Consider the following 20,041-nt stretch of genomic DNA (forward strand, 5'->3'; position numbering starts at 1 on the left):
GTATATCATACTAGGTTGACTATAGTGTTTCCGTTGATTATAATTTAATAGTAATGGTATAAAACTATTATTATACTGATTAAATTATAAGGAGTAATATGCGAGATCTATTAGCTCTTTTAACGGATGAAGAAACGTTAAATTTACCTACTAATTGCGTTATTACGAAGGCTTATTTTGATACGCAAGGCACAGATGAAATTGTGTTTCATGGTGTAGAGTATAAAGGCAATCATATATCCGTTTGTATGTCCAATACAAGTGGTACGTTATGGGTTAATTTATTACAATTAACAAGACCTTTACAAATTCGTGAGACTCCTAAAGTTGATGATTCACTTAAACGTATTACATTTACAAAGGATGAAATTATACAATTTGTAGAGGATGTAAATGATCGCAATCGTATTCATCGTGAAGTTCCTTATATTGTGCCAGGGTTACTTATACTTGAGTATCTTTGGATGCATATGATAAATAGTAACACAAAGGTAGGCATGTCTATTCGTTTTTTATCTCCTATGCTTGCTAATGATTGTGTTTCTATTGAAAGCCAACGTGAAGGTAATGTCTTAGTTGGCGCGTTAGATGATATGATTCTTTTTAAGGCTCGTCTCTATGATGAGCATAGAACGAATTAAGATTTTATGTGAATGAGGTATATTATGGAAGCAAGACGTTTAACAAAAATGGCTTTATTAACAGCTCTTTTGTGTGTATCAGCATGGATTTCATTTCCATTGCCATTTAGCCCTGCTATGGTGACAGCATTAACATTAGTTGCTACTTTGACGGGTCTATTACTATCCCCTAAAGATACATTAATTGTATTTATCGTGTATGTACTACTTGGAACCGTAGGATTGCCAGTCTTTGTAGGCGGTACATCTGGATTGGGTAAATTACTCGGACCTACTGGCGGTTTTATTTTCTCTTGGCCCGTAGCGTATACATTGTTAAGTATCTGTAAAGGTAAATCTAGAAGTTTCTTATCCTATAGCTGGCGTTCTATAGCCATCACAATCCCTGTAGTATATATTTTTGGTGTCGCTGGATTTATGATTGTCACAGGTACTCCATTCTGGGCATCTCTACCTATTGTGATGCTTCCATATATTCCTGGTGACATTGTTAAATGTTTAGTTGCCTCTTGGTTAGCTACAAAAATTAAAATATAATGATGATATGTGTAGGAGGTGTTATTAGTACACCTCCTTATTTATATGGAGTAATGCTATGCCTGTTTTCATTCATAATGGATTACGCACCCCCATTGGTGTCGTTAACGGACAATATAAATCAATGCGCCCTGAATTACTTGGCGCCAAGGTATTAAATCAGCTATTTGACTCAAAAAAAGAATCTTCGTTGGATGCCATTTTTTGTGGCAATGCAGTTGGTACTGGTGGGAATATTGCTAGATTGATGGGGCTTTATAGTCATTTACCTAATACGATACCAGCAGTTACAGTAGACATGCAATGCGCATCAGGTATGATGAGCGTTGAGATGGCCTATGCTCATATTGCATCAGGAATGATGGATACAGTCATTGCTGGTGGTATTGAAAGCTCATCTTTACAACCGCTAAGGACATATGCAGACCATGATGATCGCTGTGGTGATTATATGGTGGCACAATTTGCACCAAAGGAAATATCGCCTTTAGCAATGTTAGAAGGGGCTGAACGTACCATGATAAAACATTGTGTAGGTGTAGAGGAGTTAAATCCTTTCATTATTAGGAGCCATCAATGTGCACAACATGCTCGCGAACAAGGAATACTTTCACCATATATACTGGACATTGAAATAGATGGAAAGCGCTGCATTGATGAATCGATACGACCATCTATGAATGAAAAACTGTTAAATCGTATGAAGCCCTTATTAGGACCTAATTCTATCACAACTGCTGGGAATGCATGCCTTACTCATGATGGTGCAGCCTTTGTTACATTGAGCAGTCAAGAAGGACCATTTAGGATTGTGCATGCTATGCCTTGGGCGGGAGAGCCTCTATATAGTCCAGAAGGTGCTTTGTTAAGTACAAAGAAAATATTAGATGTTACCGGTCTTTCACCAACAGCAATTGATGTATTTGAATGGAATGAAGCGTTCGCTGTCATTTCTGCTTTATTTGGACGAGAATATCCGAATCTTGTTGATAGATATAATATGCTTGGTGGTGCACTAGCCTATGGGCATCCGTATGGTTGTTCTGGTGCTATGCTTTTGATACATTGCATGGCAGCTTTAGAGTACTGTAATGGTCACTATGGACTATGTGCTATTGCTGGCGCCGGCGGTACAGGAACCGCTATGATTATTGAACGTATATAGATAAGGATCTTACGATGAATATGATATTACAGGCCATATTTAACCATGGTCATAAACAGAACTTGGATACTGCCATTATTATAGATGGGCTTGAACATACCTATAAGGACTTATATGATGATGTTGTTGAAAGAGTACAAGGGATAGAGAATGACGACTGTATTACATCAATTATAAACGGTAAACGTCATATTATTTTTATAGATACAGAGTCTGTATATGAACAATTGATATTGTGGTTAGCTGCTTTACATCGTGGATATATTCCTATTGTTTCTCATCCACACATGGATAATACATATCGCAGTCGATTAATGCGTCTACTTGGTTCCATAGATATTCCGATAGAAGCGCAGTTTGGCGTCCTTACATCTGGAACAACAGGCATGCCCAAACCTTTGTGGCGAACTGAAAAATCCTGGGCGGATTATTTTGATATACAAAATGATATCTTTCATATTAATCATGTTACGCGTATATTTGTACATGGCAGTTTTAGTTTTACAGGCAATACGAATATGATGTTAGCTGTCTTATGGGCTGGCGGTCAAATCGTAACGAGTGACAAAATGCAACCGAAGAGATGGCAATCATTGATTCATTCTTATCAATGCACTCATATTTATATGTTGCCTACAAAACTGCGTTTACTATTACGATGGAATAGCAGTACTTGTTCTTGTGTACAATATATTATTGCAGGCTCACAAGTTGTAGATAGAGAATTATTACATTCTCTACACATGCTATATCCAACGATGGAATTCATTCTGTACTATGGAGCATCAGAGCTAAACTATATTAGCCATTGTACTGGTGAAGAATGGCATACGTATCCTGGTACCGTAGGTCGTCCATTTCCAGGAGTCACTGTTGACATAAAAGATGATTATATTTATGTATCCACACGGTTTGGTATATGCGGACTTGATGGGATGATAACAGTTGGTGACAAGGGCCATTGGTGTGGAGATTACATTATATTTGATGGTCGTAATGGGGATATTATTAACCGAGGTGGTTATAAGATTGCTGTATTAGATTTAGAATCGCAGTTACAAGTATTACAAACAGTAGAAGATGTTGCTGTTATTGGGGTACCTGATTCATTGCGTGGAGAAGAGGTTGTGGCCTTTATCGTGCCTGCAGAGGGCGTTACAGTGTCTGAGGTAGAATCCAATGTGCGTAGAGCTATTCCTCATGAGGCGCAACCTAAATATTTACGATATATTGATGCCATACCATTAACAGATTGTTCAAAAATAGACAAAGAATTGCTAAAAGAATGGTATAATAAAGAGTAATATTTTTATCCTTTAGGAGTTATCATGCAAATTAATAAAGCAGCCCTAGAGATTTTTGATTTTACATCATCTTTAGCGGTCTATTCTGAACATGAATTAAAAATAGGTGAGCAAGACATACATGACTATATTGCAGGCCATGTAACGAAAGCTTTTAAAGATCCCGGTGCGAGAACAGGGACGTTACATGCACATAGCCCTATGGGAAAACGAATCGGTGAATATAAATCTGGTGAAATCTCCTTTATCACGTTAGCAAAAGAGTTAGGGGAGAAAACCTTTGACTATATGAAGCAAGCCACAGTAGGCGTTGTCATTGATACTATTGTATGCGATGTGGTGACAGACACATCCTATATTTGTATGCTATTATGTCAGGCTCATGATGCCTTTACGCATCAATTGTTTAGTGAAGATGATGGATCCTTATCGACAGAACTTGTACCACATAAGGCGGTATTGCCGATGCCGACACAAAAGTTGCGAGCTTTTGTTGCCATAAATACATTGGATTTATCTGTTCGTATTTTTGAACCAAAAGGTGAATATGACGGTGAAGTTTGTTATATCTTAGCAGATAAGGTGTTACAACTCGGTACAGATCAATCCTCTAGAGATACTGTTAAAAAGGTAAAAACCATTATAGATAAGGTGGCCCAAGCGCACGAATCCGATGGTGTAGCAGAGCTGACGATGGCAAAGTCTATGATTGCTAAAAATGCAGAAGTATCTGATACGGTTAATCCTATTCGCATTGTGGAAGAGGTATTTAAGTCTAACCCCATTCAACAAGAAGCTGCTAAAAAGGAGTTAGCTGAACAGGATATGATGCGGCCTTTACCAGTAAATCGTGAATTTGCTACGAAGGTAGGAGAACATCATAAGATTAAAACCGATACAGGCATAGAAATTTCGTTCCCTGTAGAATATATGCAAAATCGAGAGTTTATCGAAATTAAAACTAATGATGATGGTACTTTACGCATTGAATTAAAGAATATAAATAAAATTGTTAATAAATAGGAGGCTCTTGTATGAGTAAGGAAAAGCATAAAAAAACAAATGCATTACGCATATTAGATACTCATCACATAGCATATACGATTGATGAATATGAATGGTCTGAAGAACGAGGTCAGGGTGTTCATGTAGCTGATGAACTAGGTCTTGATGAAAAAGAAGTATTTAAGACTTTAGTTGGCAAGGGTGATAAAACAGGATATGTAGTATTCTGTATTCCTGTAGCTGAAGAACTAGATATGAAACAGGCTGCTCGTGTCAGTGGTAATAAATCAGTTGAATTAATTCATGTTAAGGACTTATTAGGTATAACTGGTTATTTACGAGGTGGTTGCTCGCCGGTAGGTATGAAAAAGCTATTTCCTACATATTTTGATGAAACGATGCAAGCTCAAGAGGCTGTATATGTTAGTGCTGGTTTACGAGGCATGCAGATGCATGTTAATCCACAAGATTTACAATCTGTAGTAAATGCTGAATTTGTACCGCTTACCATGAAGCATTAGGAGGTTGTATGGCGAAGAAATTTTATGCTGTAAAAGCAGGCCGTACGCCAGGTATTTATGAAACTTGGAGCGATTGTGAAAAACAGGTTAAAGGCTATGGTGGGGCTATTTATAAATCGTTTTTCACTAAGTCAGAAGCCCAGGCTTTTATAGGTGATGAAGGCATGAGTATTGGTGATTATCTAGCATCATCAAAAACGTCTAAAACAAACCATACAAAGAAATCTATAGCTCCTGATTTCTCAGAAACCAATCATTTAATTGCATATATCGATGGCAGTTATGACAAATATAATCAATCGGTAGGTTCCGGTGGTATTATGTTTCTAAATGGAAATAAAGAAACATTTTCATTCGGTACCCGGGATGCAAAATATACAGAATTTTGGAATGTGTCTGGTGAGTTATTGGCGGCCATGCATGTTATGGAATATGCTTTAACTCATGGGATTTCTAAGTGTTCCTTATATTATGATTATATGGGGATAGAAATGTGGGCCACGAAGAAGTGGAAACGAAATAATGTATTAACCAATGAATATGCAGCATTTTGTGAACGTATATTTCCACATGTGAAAGTATACTTTCACAAGGTACATGCTCATACTGGTGATACATATAATGAAATGGCTGACCAACTCGCAAAGGCAGGGGCAGCGATAGGTAAATAATCTAAAAGGGGAAAACAATGCGCGTTTGTGTAACGGGGGGCGCCGGATTCATAGGGTCCCATCTGGTCGATCGACTCATAGCATTAGGTCATACAGTATTGGTAATAGATAATCTTACAACAGGGGTACGAGAATTTGTTAATCCAAAAGCAACATTCATAGAAATGGATGTACGAGACGTTAACATGGAATCTATTTTTGCAGATTTTAAACCTCAAGTGGTATTTCATGAAGCGGCACAAACGATGGTACCTGCATCTATGGAAAATCCTAAGATGGATTGTGATGTGAATCTAATGGGATTAATTAATATGCTCGAAGCAGCTAGAAAGCATAATGTTTCACATTTTCTAATGCCATCCTCTGCTGCAGTGTATGGTGATCTCGATACATTACCACTCACAGAAGACATGTCTGGTAAACCGACATCATTTTATGGCCTTACAAAATTGACAGCTGAAGGATATTTACGTATTTATGAACAAGCTTTTGGATTAAAAACAGTATGCTTTAGATATGCTAATGTATATGGGCCACGTCAAGGGGATGGTGGAGAAGGCGGTGTAATCAGTATTTTCAACCGCCTCATTAATGAGGATAAGCCGCTTACCATTTTTGGGGATGGTGAGCAAACACGTGACTTTGTATATGTAGCTGATGTAGTTGAGGCTAATATTAAAGCTATGAATCATCCTGATTTAACAGGAATTTATAATATTTCTACCAATACGAGTACATCTGTCAATGAATTGGTAGGCTATTTTACATCTATCAGTGGTAAAGAAATTGTAACTAATTATGAAGCAGAACGAGTTGGAGATATACGCCATTCTCGTTTATGTAATAAAAAAGCAAAAAAGGATTTTGGATTTGAAGCCACTGTTAGTTTAGATTGTGGATTGGGTGATACCTTCTCATATTTTAAGGGGAAATAAATATAGGATTATGAGTGAAACGTATTTTCTGATTATTATGACCGTATGGAATTTTATTGTCTTTTGTATATATGGATATGATAAGTTATCCGCTATAAAGGGGTATGAGCGGATTTCTGAATTTACATTGCTATTTTTAGCCTTTGCCTTTGGTGGTTTAGGCGCTTTATTGGGCATGGTAGTATGTCATCATAAAACAGCAAAATTGAAATTTAAGTTATTGATTCCCATCGCTATTCTTTGGTCCGTATTTGGTATCGGTTATGGCTATGGTTGGATTGGTGCATAAAGGAGATACTTGATGTTACAGTTAGATTCTGGATTTGAGCTAGATTATAACAATATCTATAATGAAAGCTGCATACAGGCAAGGGACATACAAAACTTTGAACGGGCCATTCAAAATGTATGGCGTCATACTAATATTTTGCGATCCACAGGTTATGAAGAAGGCCACCTATCTAAAGATGGTCAGCCAGAACCAATCTTGTTTTATCAGTTGCCATATATATCAGAAAATGGCATCAATACACCGGACATGATGGACCGTTTACATGACTTGGGTGACTATGCTCGTAAAAGTATTGATACTGTTGTTTCTATTGGCATCGGTGGATCTTATCTAGGTAGTAAGGTACTCTTTGATGTGCAATGTGGTTCATTTTGGAATAACTATACTGATGAAGAACGCAACGGCTATCCGAGATTTTATTTTGCTGGGTTTAATGTAGATGGCCCATACTTAGAAGGGCTAATTAAATCCTTAGTATCTCAGGCCGGTGAAAAGGGTAGTGACTATACAGTTATGCTTGTAGTTACATCAAAGTCTGGTTCCACTATTGAACCGATGGCTAATTTTATGATTCTTCAAAAAGCACTAGAGGATCATCATATTAATTATGAAGTTACCGTCGTTACAGAAACAAATGATGAGACACACCCTACTATTCTTCATGATATGGCTATCAAGCATCAATGGAGAACTTTCTCTGTTCCCTATGGTGTAGGAGGCCGATTCTCCGTTTTTACTGAGGTAGGATTCGTTACAGCTGCTCTTGTGGGATTTGATATTGAAGGATTTTTAGCCGGTGCTGCATCGATGGATATGGCTTGCCAAGAAGAGGATGTTTATAAAAATCCTGCACTATTTAGTGCATTATTAAAATATATTGCATCTGAGCGATATGGACGTATTATAGAGGTATTCATGCCTTATGGTGAGTCTCTACACTCTTTATCCGATTGGTATGTACAGCTCTTATCCGAATCATTAGGTAAAATGAGTAATACCTGTCTTCCTTATGGACGTACACCTGTTCCTGCAGTAGGCACGATGGATATGCACGCACAAGTGCAAGAACACCAAGAGGGGCGTCTTAACAAGGTTGTTCAATTTATTAAGGTACGAGATTGGAATACATCATTGGTTGTTCCTAATTTATATAGTGAATATGATAAACTTGATGCAATTGGTGATATTCCTATTAGTGATATCTTAAATAGCGCACTTGATGCAAATCGTGAGGCCCTATCTATAGATAATCGTTTTAATATGACCATATCTGTACCAACATTAAATGCATTTCATTTAGGGGAAATAATGTTCATGCATTGTTGGGCTGTGTATTTTGAATCAATTTTAGCTGGTGTTGATGCCTTTGATCAACCTGGTGTTGAAGTTTATAAACGGTTGATTGGTCCAAAACTTCAAGCTATGAAAAAACAATAATTGCTATTATACATTGTATGATTTGTCAAGGACACTAATAGTCACGGGGGTGACTATTAGTGTCTTTTTTTATGTATATTTGTGTTGCATACTGATACTAGATAGATATTTTAATTCTACTATGTGAAAGGAGTCCTGATGAATGAACATACAGGAACGTTTACGAGAAAAATTGTATCCTTATGTGACTCAATGTAAACGATACAAGAAGAGTCTCGGTGTATTGTTTGTATTAGGCGGAATAGCAATTGGTTGGGGCATATTTTATACACCTGAGGCTGATTATGTCCAGATGGAGCCTGATTCAACGGCAATGTCGAAATCAGAAGATAAATCTCATGAAATAACATTGTTATACAGTACGAGTAATAACTTGCGAGCTCTTCCTTGGCGTGAGGTATTAGGCGAATCATTAGACAAAAGTAATGTATCTTCAATACATATGATGGATGAAGAACATAGCGGTGGAGGTCAGCAGAACCTAAATAATAAAGATGATTCATCAAAGGTAAAACAAGGTAAACGGAGACATAGTCAGAAGAAAGTAGACCAAGATAGCAGTTCTAGTGCAGAACCAGTTACAACAAAACATAATAAGCAGAAAACAATTCATGTTAATGGCGTAATACATGGCCCTCAATGTGCTGTAATTTTAAGCAGTGGCACAGAATCTACTGTTGTTATGGAAGGTGATTCTTGGCATGGTGTAAAGGTAATTAATGTAGATGAAAATGGTGTAACCCTTGATGAAGGAGGCAATGTACGATGTGTATCTATTGGCGAATCATGATTATAGTTTTACTCTTAGGTGTAATAGAAAATCCTTGTGTATGGGCGAAAGAATCGATACATGTACAACAATCTGAGTCAGGTCAAAATACATATAGTATGACGGTTAGCAAGGCGCCTTTGTCCGATGTGGTAGAGGCCATCAGTCGTAGTTATAAAATGGATATACTTGGTATTAATACATTGAACGGAACTGTGACAGGAACGATACACGGTAAGTCACCATTAGACATGCTACATCATTTAGGGGATATGTATCATTTTGATATACAGGATGATCAAGGCGTGGTAACCGTTACAGGGCATTCTGGTGCTAAGGAACATCGTCATGTAGTGGTAGTAGAACCAAAGATGGCATCATCGACATCGCTAGAATCTGTCATAAAAACAGTAGTACCTAATGGAAAGTTCGCTGTGCATAAGGAAACGAATCAGATTGTATTAAATGTAACAGGAGACGAGGAAAAAGGGGTAAACTCTATCATTCAATCTGTAGATAGAGATATGAAACAAGTGCGCTTGGAAGCTACCATTATGGCTATGGAGCATTCCTATACGAAGGAAACGGGATTTAGATGGTCCTGGCTGAGTTTAACCGGCCATGGTAAGGATAAGACAAATTCTTATGGTGCTATTTCTTTTGGAAAAGCTCCAGATGGGGAAGCTTATAAATTTTTTGTTAAACCTGAGCTTAGCCTTTTAGAAACATCGGGAAAGGCAGTTGTTATTGCAACCCCTTCCATTATGGCCTTAAATGGTGAAGCCGCACATATTTTGATAGGTGAACGAATTCCTGTAATCGAAGAGTCAATTTCTAATGGTGAAAGAAAAAGATCCATTCATTACGAAGAGGTGGGTATTAAACTTGACTATACACCGGTAGTCACGAAAAATGGTACCATTGATACGTCTATACGAGCTGAGGTGAGTTCACCCATTATGGTATCTGAGATGAAATCTTATAAAATAACTACTCGACAAGCACAGACTAGAGTGCGTCTACAACCGGGAGAAGTACTGGTCATAGGTGGCTTAATGGATAATCGTGATCAAAAACAGATTGAAAAAATCCCAATACTCGGTGATATCCCTTTATTAGGTAAATTATTTAGACATAGTCGGAAGACAAAGGATAGCGTGGAAATGGTCATTTTGGTGAAAGCGACTGTGGTATAATAATAGTTACGAAATGATAAAGGAGGTATTGAATGGAACGCATTCGAATGATCGGCCTAGGAAAATCATTTGGGGTGCGCCAAGTGTTTTCCAATGTGTCCTTTGAAATAAAAGAAGGCGATAGAATTGCCTTGGTTGGCCCTAATGGGGCTGGTAAATCAACACTGTTGAAATGTATCCTCGGTATTGAGGAATTAGATGAAGGCCAAGTTGTAATGTCTCCTGTGGCAAGCATTGGCTATTTGCAACAAGATGTTAACTTAGGCGATGCCAGTTTAGCTGAAGAAATAGAAACAGCTTGGGAAGATGTTCATGCATTAGAAAATAAATTACAAGAGTTAACCACATATTTAGAGACTCATGAGGCTAGTGAAAGCGACTTACAACGCTTAGACTATTTACAAAATCGATTGGAATGGTTAGGTGGTTATGACTATGAACAAAAAACAAAACGCATAGTGTATGGTCTTGGTTTTACCGATGAAGATCTATATAAACCGGCTAATGCATTTTCTGGGGGTCAAAAAACGCGTATTAATTTGGCAAAGGCCTTAGTACGGAGTCCAGATTTTTTATTCCTCGACGAACCGACAAACCATTTGGATATGGAAATGTTGGAGTGGTTAGAAGGTTATCTATCATCCTATCGAGGTGGCATTCTGATTGTCAGCCATGACCGGTATTTCATGGACCGCATCGTTACTGGTGTAGTAGAACTAGATCATCACAAGGCCACAACATATCGCGGTAATTATAGTCGCTATGTGGCACAACGAGAAGAACGTTTAAAAGCAGATACGATTGCTTATGAAAAGCAGCAAGAATATATTAAGAAAACAGAAGAGTATATTGATAAGTATCGCGCTGGTATTAAGTCTAAGATGGCGAGGGGACGCCAATCTCAACTAAATCGATTAGAACGACTAGAGGCTCCTGAAACTTCACACTCGTTAGATTTTAAATTTCCACCGGCTGCTATGAGTGCTGATAAGGTACTTGTACTAGATCATGTGTCTATTGGCTATAAAACAGATGATCCAATTATTGATGATGTATCTGTAGTTGTTAGGCGCGGCGAATCTGTTGCCTTGATCGGTCCTAATGGGGCTGGTAAATCTACGATGGTGAAAGCTATTGTAGGGGAGTTATTCCCTACAGAAGGTCATATCGATATTGGCAACCGTGTACAAGTGGGCTATTTTTCACAAGAACATGAAGAATTACACGATCGGTGGCAAGTGGTAGATGAGATTATCAATAATTATAATTTCACCGAAGAGAAAGCTCGCAATGTTTTAGGATCATTCCTATTTAAAGGGGATGATGTATTTAAACTAGTAGGTGATTTATCCGGTGGTGAACGAGCGCGTTTAGCTCTGTTAAAATTATTCTTACAAGGTGATAATTTCCTCATTCTTGATGAACCTACTAACCATTTAGACGTACCTACCCGTGAAATAGTCGAACGTGCGTTGCAGCAATTTGGTGGTACGTGTTTTATTATTTCCCATGACCGGTATTTCTTAGATCAAGTATCTACAAGAACATTGGTATTAGAGAATAAAGGTCTTACTGAATACTTAGGTAATTATTCTTACTATAAAGAGAAATTAAAAGAGCAACTGGATATAGCTGCTCTTACAGAAGTAGTAGAAGAAGTAGCTAAGGAAGATGTGAAATCTGAAGCTAAAACCATTTCTACATCTCCATCTGATGAGCCTAAGAAAAAAACAAATACATACATGGTTGAAAAGCAATTAGCTGAAGTGGAAGAAGAAATTGCTAGATTAGAGGCGACCATGAAAATGTATGAAGTACAATTAGCAAATCCTGTAGTCCAACAAGATTTAGCGGAAATGGAAAACATATCTAAGCAGCTTTCAGATACGGAAAGCAACTTACAAAAGTTGTATGAGAAATGGGAACATTTTTCAGAATTATTAGCATAATAAATAAAAATTATAAGGTGTATATCTGAATTCTATAGAAGATATACATGATTTAATTGACAAACATAAAAAATATTTCATAATATAGAAGTATATATAATTTATACTATTATAGTTGCTATTATTGTGATTAAAGGAAGGGTGTAACATGAATAAATCCATGTTAAAAAAAGCAGCCATTTTCGGTCTTGCTGGTGTAATGGCGGTTGCTGCTGGTTGTGGTAGCAATAAAGATGCAGGTAATGCAAATAATAATGAAGCGAAAATCGCATTGTTAACAACAACTACAGGCGGTGCTGCTGCGTATGGTGAGTCCATCAAAGCTGGTGCAGAATTGGCTGTTAGCGAAATCAATGCAGACGCTAACAATGTAAAAATTAATTTGCTCGTTGAAGACACTAAAGGTGATAAAAACGAAGCGATTAATGCGATGAATAAAGTAATTTCTAAAGATAAAGTTGTAGGCGTTATCGGCCCTATGTTATCTGGTGAAATGATGGCTGCTGGCCCTGTAGCAAATAAAAGTAAAGTCGTAGCTCTTGGCACATCTACAACAGCTGAAGGTATTACTGATATCGGCGATTACATTTTCCGTAATGCTGTACCAGAATCCTTGGCAGTAGATACTGCAATTAAAGAAGCACATAAAACTTTGAACTTTAAAACTGCAGCTATTATGTACTCCAACAACAATGACCAAATGGTATCTGTAAATAATACAGCTCGTAAAGCATTGGAAGCTGAAGGTGTACAAATCGTTGATACTGAAACATTCGCAGATAAAGATACAGACTTCTCTGCACAATTAACTAAGATTCAACAAGCTAATCCTGATGTAATCGTTGTTGCTTCTCTATACCAAGAAGGCGCATTGATTATGAAAAAAATGCGTGAAATGGGTATGAAACAACCTGTAGTTGGTTCCAATGGCTTCAACAGTCCTGAATTTATTAAAATCGCAGGTGCTGCAGCTGATGGCGTTATCGTAGGTACACCTTGGTTCCCTAACAAAGATGACCAAAAGGTAAAAGATTTCCGTAAAGCTTATAAAGATAAATACGGTAAAGAACCAGATCAATTCGCAGCGCAAGCTTACGATGCAGTTTACTTGTATGAAGCAGCATTGAAAAAATCTGGCTCCACTACTGATCGTGAAAAATTCCGCGAAGCATTGAAAAATATTGCCGACTTCGTTGGTGTAACAGGTCAATTCAAATTCAATGATCACCGCGATCCTTCCATGGAAGTTCAAGTATTGCAAATTAGAAACGGTCAATTTGACGCATTAAAAAAATAAAAGTTGAGGTAGTATAGTGTTTTTACAACAATTAGTTAACGGGTTAACCCTCGGTAGCTTATATGCTGTACTCGCTATTGGCTTAACACTTGTGTTTGGCGTTTTAAATATCATCAACATGGCACACGGAGGCATCTTTATGATAGGTGCCTTCGTTGGTCTTTTTATGGTAACTGTTTTTAACGTAAACATATTTGTAGCCCTTATCGTAGCGATGGCTGTAGGTGCCGTACTAGGTTACTTATTAGAATTTGTGGCGTTACGCCCACTACGTAAGAAAAAGGTGTCTCACTTAGCACCACTTATCAGTACCATTGGTGTTTCCATCTTCCTTGAAAGTTTGGCATTATTATTATGGGGCCCTCAAACTAGATCCTTCCCACCAGATTATATTGGTGGCCTTATCGACTTTGGGGTATTTAAAATCTCCATGGTGCAAATTATCGGTTTAGGTGTTTCTGTTCTCTTAATGATTATTTTGAATGTGGTTATTAAAAAGACTAAGATTGGTAAAGCCATTCGTGCCGTATCCATGAGCACGGAAACAGCAGCTCTCTTAGGCATCAATCCAACGATGATTATTTCTGTTACCGTTATGATTGCTTCCGCTTTAGGTGCAGCTGCCGGTGTACTTGTTGGCCTTTCCTTCAATGCTATTGAGCCTACTATGGGTGTTATCATAGGCTTTAAAGGCTTGGCTGTACTTATCCTAGGTGGTCTTGGCAATATTACTGGCGCCATGGTAGGTGGCTTTATCTTGGGCATTGCGGAAATCTTCTCCGTTGCTTATGGTGCATCTACATTCCGTGATGCGGTAGCCTTCGGTTTAATCATTGTCTTATTATTCTGGAGACCACAAGGTTTATTTGGTTCTAAAGATAAGGGGGGCAGACCATAATGGATATTTTTAACCCTTATTATCTACAAATTGTGATGTTTTTCATCATTAATGCCATCCTTGGTATCTCTATTTATTTCACCCTTGCTAGTGGACAGTTATCCCTTGGGGCAGCTGGTTTCATGAGTGTTGGTGCATATGTGGGTGCACTGCTTTCTTTGAAAGCTGATTTACCTATCGTAGTTGGTATTTTAGTAGGTGGCTTTGTAGCTGCTTTAGTTGCCGTTATCATCGGTTTGCCAACAACTCGATTGAAAGGTTTATATCTCGCCATCGCCACACTTGGTTTTGGTGAAGTAGTACGTGTTATCTTCTTGAACTTAGATGTGACAAATGGTGCTCTTGGTCTATCCGGCATTCCATCTATTCCTCAAGAATTGACAAATTTTGCTTACGAAATTGATATTGATGGCCTTATGGGAATCGATGCTGTTGCATGGGGCAACATTATGGCTATCATTATTTTACTAATCGTTTTGATTTTTATTATTGCTTTCTGTGTACGTATCAACAATAGCCGTGTCGGTCGTGCCTTTGCCGCTATTAAGGCAGATGATCATGCTGCTGAGTTGATGGGGATTAATGTAGTGTACTATAAAATGATGGCTTTCATCATCGGTGCATTTATCGCTGGTATCGGTGGTGGTTTGTATGCTCATATTACAAACTTTATCAACCCTACAGACTTCAGTTATCATAAAGTAGTACAAATCTTATTGTTCCCTGTATTTGGTGGTTCTAATGTAGTGTGGGGTTCCGTACTCGGTTCCTTCATTCTTACATTGTTGCCAGAAGTATTGCGATTCTTATCCGACTATCGCGATATCATTTATGGTGCATTGTTAGTCATTTTGATGGCTGTTCGCCCAGATGGTATTTTAACCGAATCTATGGTAGATAAGATTAGTCGTAAATTAGGCTTTAAAAAAGCTCCATACATTCCTGAAACACAAGTATTAACAGAACGTTTTGAAGCGTATAAGCGTAAACAACAAGATAAACAAGGATAGGAGGGGAACTGAATGCTATTAGAATTAAATGACGTAAGTAAAAGCTTTGGTGGCGTTGCAGCTCTCACAGGCATATCCTTTGGTGTTAAGCAAGGTGAAGTGTTTGGTGTTATCGGACCAAATGGTGCTGGTAAGACTACACTCTTTAACTTGATTACAGGTGTATTCCCTGTAAGTTCTGGCGAAATTGTATTTGATGGTATGTCTGTTGTAGGCATTAAACCTCATAGAACGGTAGAAATGGGCATTGCTCGTACATTCCAAAACATTCGTCTCTTTGGCAATATGACAGCTTTGGAAACAGTATTAACTGGTATGCATTGTCGAACTGGTTCTGGTTTCGTTGCTAGTTTCTTAAGAACAAAACGCCAACGTATTGAAGAAGAACGTTGTCGTGGCATTGCCTATGAATTTTTAAAACTCGTAGGACTTGAAGAAGATGCTGAAGAAGTTGCTACATCTTTGCCTTATGGCAAACAACGTCGCCTTGAAATTGCTCGTGCCTTGGCTACACATCCTCAATTAATTTTGCTAGATGAACCAGCAGCAGGTATGAATGATAGTGAAACAGAAGCGTTACGCCAATTGATTGGTAAAATTCGCGACTTAGGTATTACTGTTGTCGTAATTGAACATGCCATGGAATTGATGATGAATATCTGTGACCGTTTGGTGGTATTCAATTTTGGTAAAAAGATTGCTGAAGGTACACCTCAAGAAATTCAAAATAATGAGGCTGTTATCGAAGCATACTTAGGTAAAGAGGAGGTGTAATATGTTAAAGCTAGAAAACATCGTGGCTGGTTATGGACATATTACAGCCTTAAAAGACATTAGCTTAGAAGTACCACAAGGGTCTATCGTATCCTTGATCGGTGCCAACGGCGCTGGTAAGTCGACAACAATGAAGACTATTATGGGCCTTGTAAAGCCTACATCAGGTAAGGTGCTATTTGAGGGTCAAGACATTACTGGACATAAAACTCATCAAATTGTACATAATGGTATTTCCTTAGTACCTGAAGGTCGTCAAATTCTTCAAGATATGAGCGTTTACGAGAATCTTGAAATGGGCGCTTATATACGCAATGATAATGAGATTGAAGCGGACATTAAAAAGGTATTTAAACGCTTTCCAATTCTCGATGAACGGAGCTATCAACTAGGTGGTACATTATCTGGTGGCCAACAACAAATGCTTGCCATTGGTCGTGCTCTTATGGCCCGTCCTAAGTTATTGCTACTAGACGAACCATCTATGGGGCTTGCACCATTAGTAGTAAACGAAATCTTTGAAACTATTAAAGAAATTAGTGCAGAAGGCACCACCGTTCTCTTGGTAGAACAAAACGTCCGTCAAGCATTGAAAATCGCTGATTATGCGTATGTATTGGAAACAGGCAAAATGGTATTGTCTGGTCCAGCTGATGAAGTACGACATGATCCTCGTGTCATGGAAGCTTATTTGGGCGGTCGTGTCGAATAAAATTAAATACAATTTATTTGGATGTATATATCTATTATTAAACGGATATATACATCCATTTTTTTGCAAACTCCTAAATATAGAAATTTTTTATTAGTAATAGAAATATATAGAACAAAATAACACTTCGATATGTGAAGAAAAATACACATATACGGGTAAGCATTAAACATAGATAATTTCAGTATTCTTGATGCTTCATGAAAACCATATAAAGAAGCTTCATCTTGCTTATATAGTAGTTACAAAGAAACGATGATAAAATATGTGTACGATAATTAATTAAATATTAAATTTATTTAAATAGTTGTGTTAAGGTGTTTTGTTAATTGAAATGAATGCTATGAGGTGCATGTATGAATCAAAAATGGATTGCTTTATCTCTTGTCATAGGTACGATAGCCACTACGGGTTTTGCAAAGGATGTTTCTCCTGTAGTAGTTACAACATCAAATATGAATACGTCTGCATCTACAATTGGTTCTGATCAAGAGTATCGTCTACGACAAGGGGATGAACTCATGATTGATGTAGTACAACAAGCAGATTTAGGTGCAAATAAAACTTTCACCATTCGACCAGATGGATATGTATCCATTCCTATGGCAGGTAATATTAAGGCGGATGGAATGACAGTAGAAGAATTCACCCGAAATGTATCTAACGCATTATCCATATACATTATCAATCCTGATGTGTCGGTTAATGTTACAAAATTAGGTGGCGTTCGCGTTTATGTATTTGGTGAAATTAATAAACCAGGTGCTTATACATTAACAAAATCGAGTACCGTTATTGATGCGATTGGGGTCGCGGGTAGTTTCAACTGGGATACGGCTAAGAAGAAGATATTCTTAATTCATCAAAATGATCCTACAAAACCTATTGAAATCAATTTAAATAATATGTTGAAAACTGGTGATATGTCCCAAAATTACGTTATGCGTGAAGGCGATATCTTGTACTTAACTAAGAACAGTAAGATTAGTTTCTCTAGAGATATTGCTCCTATTTTGACAGGTGCTTACATGGTATCTCGCATAGGTAAAGACTAATTAGTAAAAATAGTATCATATGTAAGTCATATAAGGGGGGCTTTCATTGCGTTCATATTTATTACCCGGCTTATTACTTATTGTAGATGTTATTACTATTATTGGTGTGGCATTGATCAGTTTGCTTATACGATTTGATGGTTATATAACATCACATTATCTGCATCAGATGATAGATGCATTGCCTATAATGGTAATCTCCTATATTGTTATGCTTTTGTCCATGCATCTATATACGCGCATATGGCGCTATGCAGGTATGCGCGAAATGGTTGCGGTATTGATTGCGACCACCTTAGGAGCAGGACTTTTCTATACAGGGATGTATGTATTTGATAAATCTTTACCTAGATCTATATATTTGATTAGCTGGATTCTTAGTACCGGTGTTATCGGAATTGGTAGAATGGTACTCCATTATATTGCCATGCGATATGGTGGAAAACAAAGTACTGATGCTGATATGGTAAATACCTTAATCATTGGCGCAGGTGATGCAGGTGCCACAATTGCTCGTGAAATTGAACGGTATCATAAACGGTCTCGTAAGGTAATTGGTTTCATCGATGATGATGAGTCTAAATTCAATCGTCTAATGGGCGGCGTTCGTATACTCGGTAATCGCCATGATATCCCATCTATTGTAAAAGAAAATAAGGTGAAAGAAATTATAATTGCCATGCCTTCTGTTACACGTAATGAAATCAGAAATATCATGGAAATCTGTTCACCTCTTAAATGTAAAGTCAATACATTACCGGGGATGTATCAATTGTTAGATGATGAGGTACTAGTATCCCATTTACATCCTGTATCCATAGAAGACCTATTAGAACGTGATGAGGTTCGTCTCGATATGGATGTTGTAGAACATTATATTCGCGATAAGGTTGTTCTGGTTACTGGTGCTGGTGGATCTATAGGTTCAGAAATTTGTCGTCAAATTATGCGTGTTGGCCCTAAACAGCTCTTACTATTAGGCCATGGTGAAAATAGTATATACCTGATCAATCAGGAGTTGAAAAATATATATAAAGATGGCCCAATTATACCAATTATTGCAGATATTAGAGATAAGCAACAATTAGATCAAATATTCACTCAATATAATCCGCAAGTTGTATTCCATGCAGCAGCTCATAAACATGTGCCTCTTATGGAAATTCAACCGATGGCTGCCGTTTTAAATAACATTTATGGCACAAGAAATGTAGCCGACGTAGCAGGTCGCCATGGTGTAGAACGGTTTGTTATGATTTCTACGGATAAAGCCGTCAATCCAACTAGCGTTATGGGTGCCACAAAGCGCGTTGCAGAGAAGGTTATCATATCTATGAATGATACATATGATACGAAATATATTACTGTTCGTTTCGGTAATGTTCTCGGCAGTCGCGGTTCCGTCATTCCTTTATTTAAAAAACAAATTGAAGCTGGTGGCCCTGTAACTGTGACAGACCCTGAAATGACACGCTATTTTATGACCATACCAGAAGCGAGTCAACTCGTGTTACAGGCCGGTGCTATGGGTAAAGGTGGAGAGGTATTCTTACTTGATATGGGCGAACCTGTAAAGATTATTGATTTAGCAAGAAATATGATTCGTTTATCAGGATTGGAACCTGATAAGGACATTCATATTAAAATTACAGGACTTAGACCAGGTGAAAAGAAATATGAAGAATTACTTACCTCTGAAGAAGGAACTAATCGAACGAATCATACAAAGATTTTTGAAGCCCCGTTAGATACCGTTGATCGTGATTGGTTGATAGAAAAAATTAGCACCTTTGATTCTTGTGAAACTGATATGGATGTAATTGGCGTATTACAGGATATTATTCCAACATATACACCTAACCATAATATTTAA

Annotated in this window: 20 protein-coding genes; all 20 read left to right on the plus strand. The window is 37.7% G+C overall.

What is annotated here, in order from left to right:
- Nucleotides 1-98: 98 nt before the first annotated feature.
- The 20 genes from HMPREF1477_RS00245 to HMPREF1477_RS00340 all read left to right on the plus strand — a co-directional run bounded on the left by HMPREF1477_RS00245 (nt 99) and on the right by HMPREF1477_RS00340 (nt 20,041).
- A complete protein-coding gene (locus tag HMPREF1477_RS00245; RefSeq protein WP_016475416.1) occupies nt 99-641 on the plus strand; it encodes a hypothetical protein in 543 nt (180 codons plus the stop codon).
- A 24-nt stretch (nt 642-665) separates the two neighbouring features.
- Complete coding sequence (locus tag HMPREF1477_RS00250; RefSeq protein ID WP_005380793.1) at nt 666-1,178, plus strand: biotin transporter BioY; 513 nt, start codon at nt 666-668, stop codon at nt 1,176-1,178.
- A gap of 58 nt (nt 1,179-1,236) precedes the next feature.
- Entirely contained in the window at nt 1,237-2,343 is a 1,107-nt protein-coding gene (locus HMPREF1477_RS00255) for a thiolase family protein (protein WP_016475417.1), read from the plus strand.
- A gap of 14 nt (nt 2,344-2,357) precedes the next feature.
- A complete protein-coding gene (locus tag HMPREF1477_RS00260; RefSeq protein WP_016475418.1) occupies nt 2,358-3,647 on the plus strand; it encodes an AMP-binding protein in 1,290 nt (429 codons plus the stop codon).
- A 24-nt stretch (nt 3,648-3,671) separates the two neighbouring features.
- The gene (locus HMPREF1477_RS00265; protein ID WP_005380848.1) at nt 3,672-4,670 is read left to right on the plus strand and encodes a nucleoid-associated protein; all 999 of its coding nucleotides are present in this window, start codon (nt 3,672-3,674) and stop codon (nt 4,668-4,670) included.
- An 11-nt stretch (nt 4,671-4,681) separates the two neighbouring features.
- Nucleotides 4,682-5,173 carry a Cys-tRNA(Pro) deacylase gene (ybaK, locus tag HMPREF1477_RS00270; RefSeq protein ID WP_005380842.1) on the plus strand — a complete coding sequence of 164 codons (492 nt, stop codon included), beginning with the start codon at nt 4,682-4,684 and terminating at the stop codon, nt 5,171-5,173.
- Between the two features lie 8 nt (nt 5,174-5,181).
- Nucleotides 5,182-5,844: a viroplasmin family protein gene (locus HMPREF1477_RS00275; RefSeq protein ID WP_016475419.1), complete on the plus strand. Its 663-nt coding sequence runs from the start codon at nt 5,182-5,184 to the stop codon at nt 5,842-5,844.
- A gap of 17 nt (nt 5,845-5,861) precedes the next feature.
- Entirely contained in the window at nt 5,862-6,779 is a 918-nt protein-coding gene (locus HMPREF1477_RS00280) for an NAD-dependent epimerase/dehydratase family protein (RefSeq protein ID WP_016475420.1), read from the plus strand.
- A 10-nt stretch (nt 6,780-6,789) separates the two neighbouring features.
- The gene (locus HMPREF1477_RS00285) at nt 6,790-7,068 is read left to right on the plus strand and encodes a DUF1294 domain-containing protein (protein ID WP_005384261.1); all 279 of its coding nucleotides are present in this window, start codon (nt 6,790-6,792) and stop codon (nt 7,066-7,068) included.
- A 12-nt stretch (nt 7,069-7,080) separates the two neighbouring features.
- Nucleotides 7,081-8,508: a hypothetical protein gene (locus HMPREF1477_RS00290; protein ID WP_016475421.1), complete on the plus strand. Its 1,428-nt coding sequence runs from the start codon at nt 7,081-7,083 to the stop codon at nt 8,506-8,508.
- 142 nt (nt 8,509-8,650) lie between these two features.
- Nucleotides 8,651-9,298, plus strand: a complete 648-nt coding sequence (locus HMPREF1477_RS00295; RefSeq protein ID WP_005381035.1) for a hypothetical protein — start codon at nt 8,651-8,653, stop codon at nt 9,296-9,298.
- Nucleotides 9,274-10,473, plus strand: a complete 1,200-nt coding sequence (locus tag HMPREF1477_RS00300; protein WP_005380847.1) for a type II secretion system protein GspD — start codon at nt 9,274-9,276, stop codon at nt 10,471-10,473. The genes HMPREF1477_RS00295 and HMPREF1477_RS00300 overlap by 25 nt, the downstream gene beginning before the upstream one ends.
- A 32-nt stretch (nt 10,474-10,505) precedes the next feature.
- Complete coding sequence (locus HMPREF1477_RS00305; RefSeq protein WP_005380863.1) at nt 10,506-12,422, plus strand: ABC-F family ATP-binding cassette domain-containing protein; 1,917 nt, start codon at nt 10,506-10,508, stop codon at nt 12,420-12,422.
- Between the two features lie 148 nt (nt 12,423-12,570).
- Nucleotides 12,571-13,719 (plus strand): ABC transporter substrate-binding protein, encoded by a 1,149-nt coding sequence (locus HMPREF1477_RS00310; protein WP_005380797.1) that lies wholly within the window; start codon nt 12,571-12,573, stop codon nt 13,717-13,719.
- A gap of 16 nt (nt 13,720-13,735) precedes the next feature.
- Complete coding sequence (locus tag HMPREF1477_RS00315) at nt 13,736-14,617, plus strand: branched-chain amino acid ABC transporter permease (protein WP_005380973.1); 882 nt, start codon at nt 13,736-13,738, stop codon at nt 14,615-14,617.
- A complete protein-coding gene (locus tag HMPREF1477_RS00320; RefSeq protein ID WP_005380802.1) occupies nt 14,617-15,627 on the plus strand; it encodes a branched-chain amino acid ABC transporter permease in 1,011 nt (336 codons plus the stop codon). Before HMPREF1477_RS00315 ends, HMPREF1477_RS00320 begins: the two co-directional genes overlap by 1 nt.
- A 12-nt stretch (nt 15,628-15,639) precedes the next feature.
- On the plus strand, nt 15,640-16,401 hold the full coding sequence (locus tag HMPREF1477_RS00325; RefSeq protein ID WP_005384247.1) for an ABC transporter ATP-binding protein: 762 nt from the start codon (nt 15,640-15,642) through the stop codon (nt 16,399-16,401).
- A 1-nt stretch (nt 16,402) separates the two neighbouring features.
- Nucleotides 16,403-17,113 (plus strand): ABC transporter ATP-binding protein, encoded by a 711-nt coding sequence (locus HMPREF1477_RS00330; RefSeq protein WP_005380876.1) that lies wholly within the window; start codon nt 16,403-16,405, stop codon nt 17,111-17,113.
- Nucleotides 17,114-17,469: 356 nt separating this feature from the next.
- On the plus strand, nt 17,470-18,168 hold the full coding sequence (locus HMPREF1477_RS00335; RefSeq protein ID WP_005380865.1) for a polysaccharide biosynthesis/export family protein: 699 nt from the start codon (nt 17,470-17,472) through the stop codon (nt 18,166-18,168).
- Nucleotides 18,169-18,214: 46 nt separating this feature from the next.
- On the plus strand, nt 18,215-20,041 hold the full coding sequence (locus HMPREF1477_RS00340) for a nucleoside-diphosphate sugar epimerase/dehydratase (RefSeq protein WP_016475422.1): 1,827 nt from the start codon (nt 18,215-18,217) through the stop codon (nt 20,039-20,041).

Origin of the sequence: Veillonella sp. HPA0037 (assembly GCF_000411535.1) — a bacterium.
In the GTDB taxonomy this organism is placed as follows: domain Bacteria; phylum Bacillota; class Negativicutes; order Veillonellales; family Veillonellaceae; genus Veillonella; species Veillonella atypica.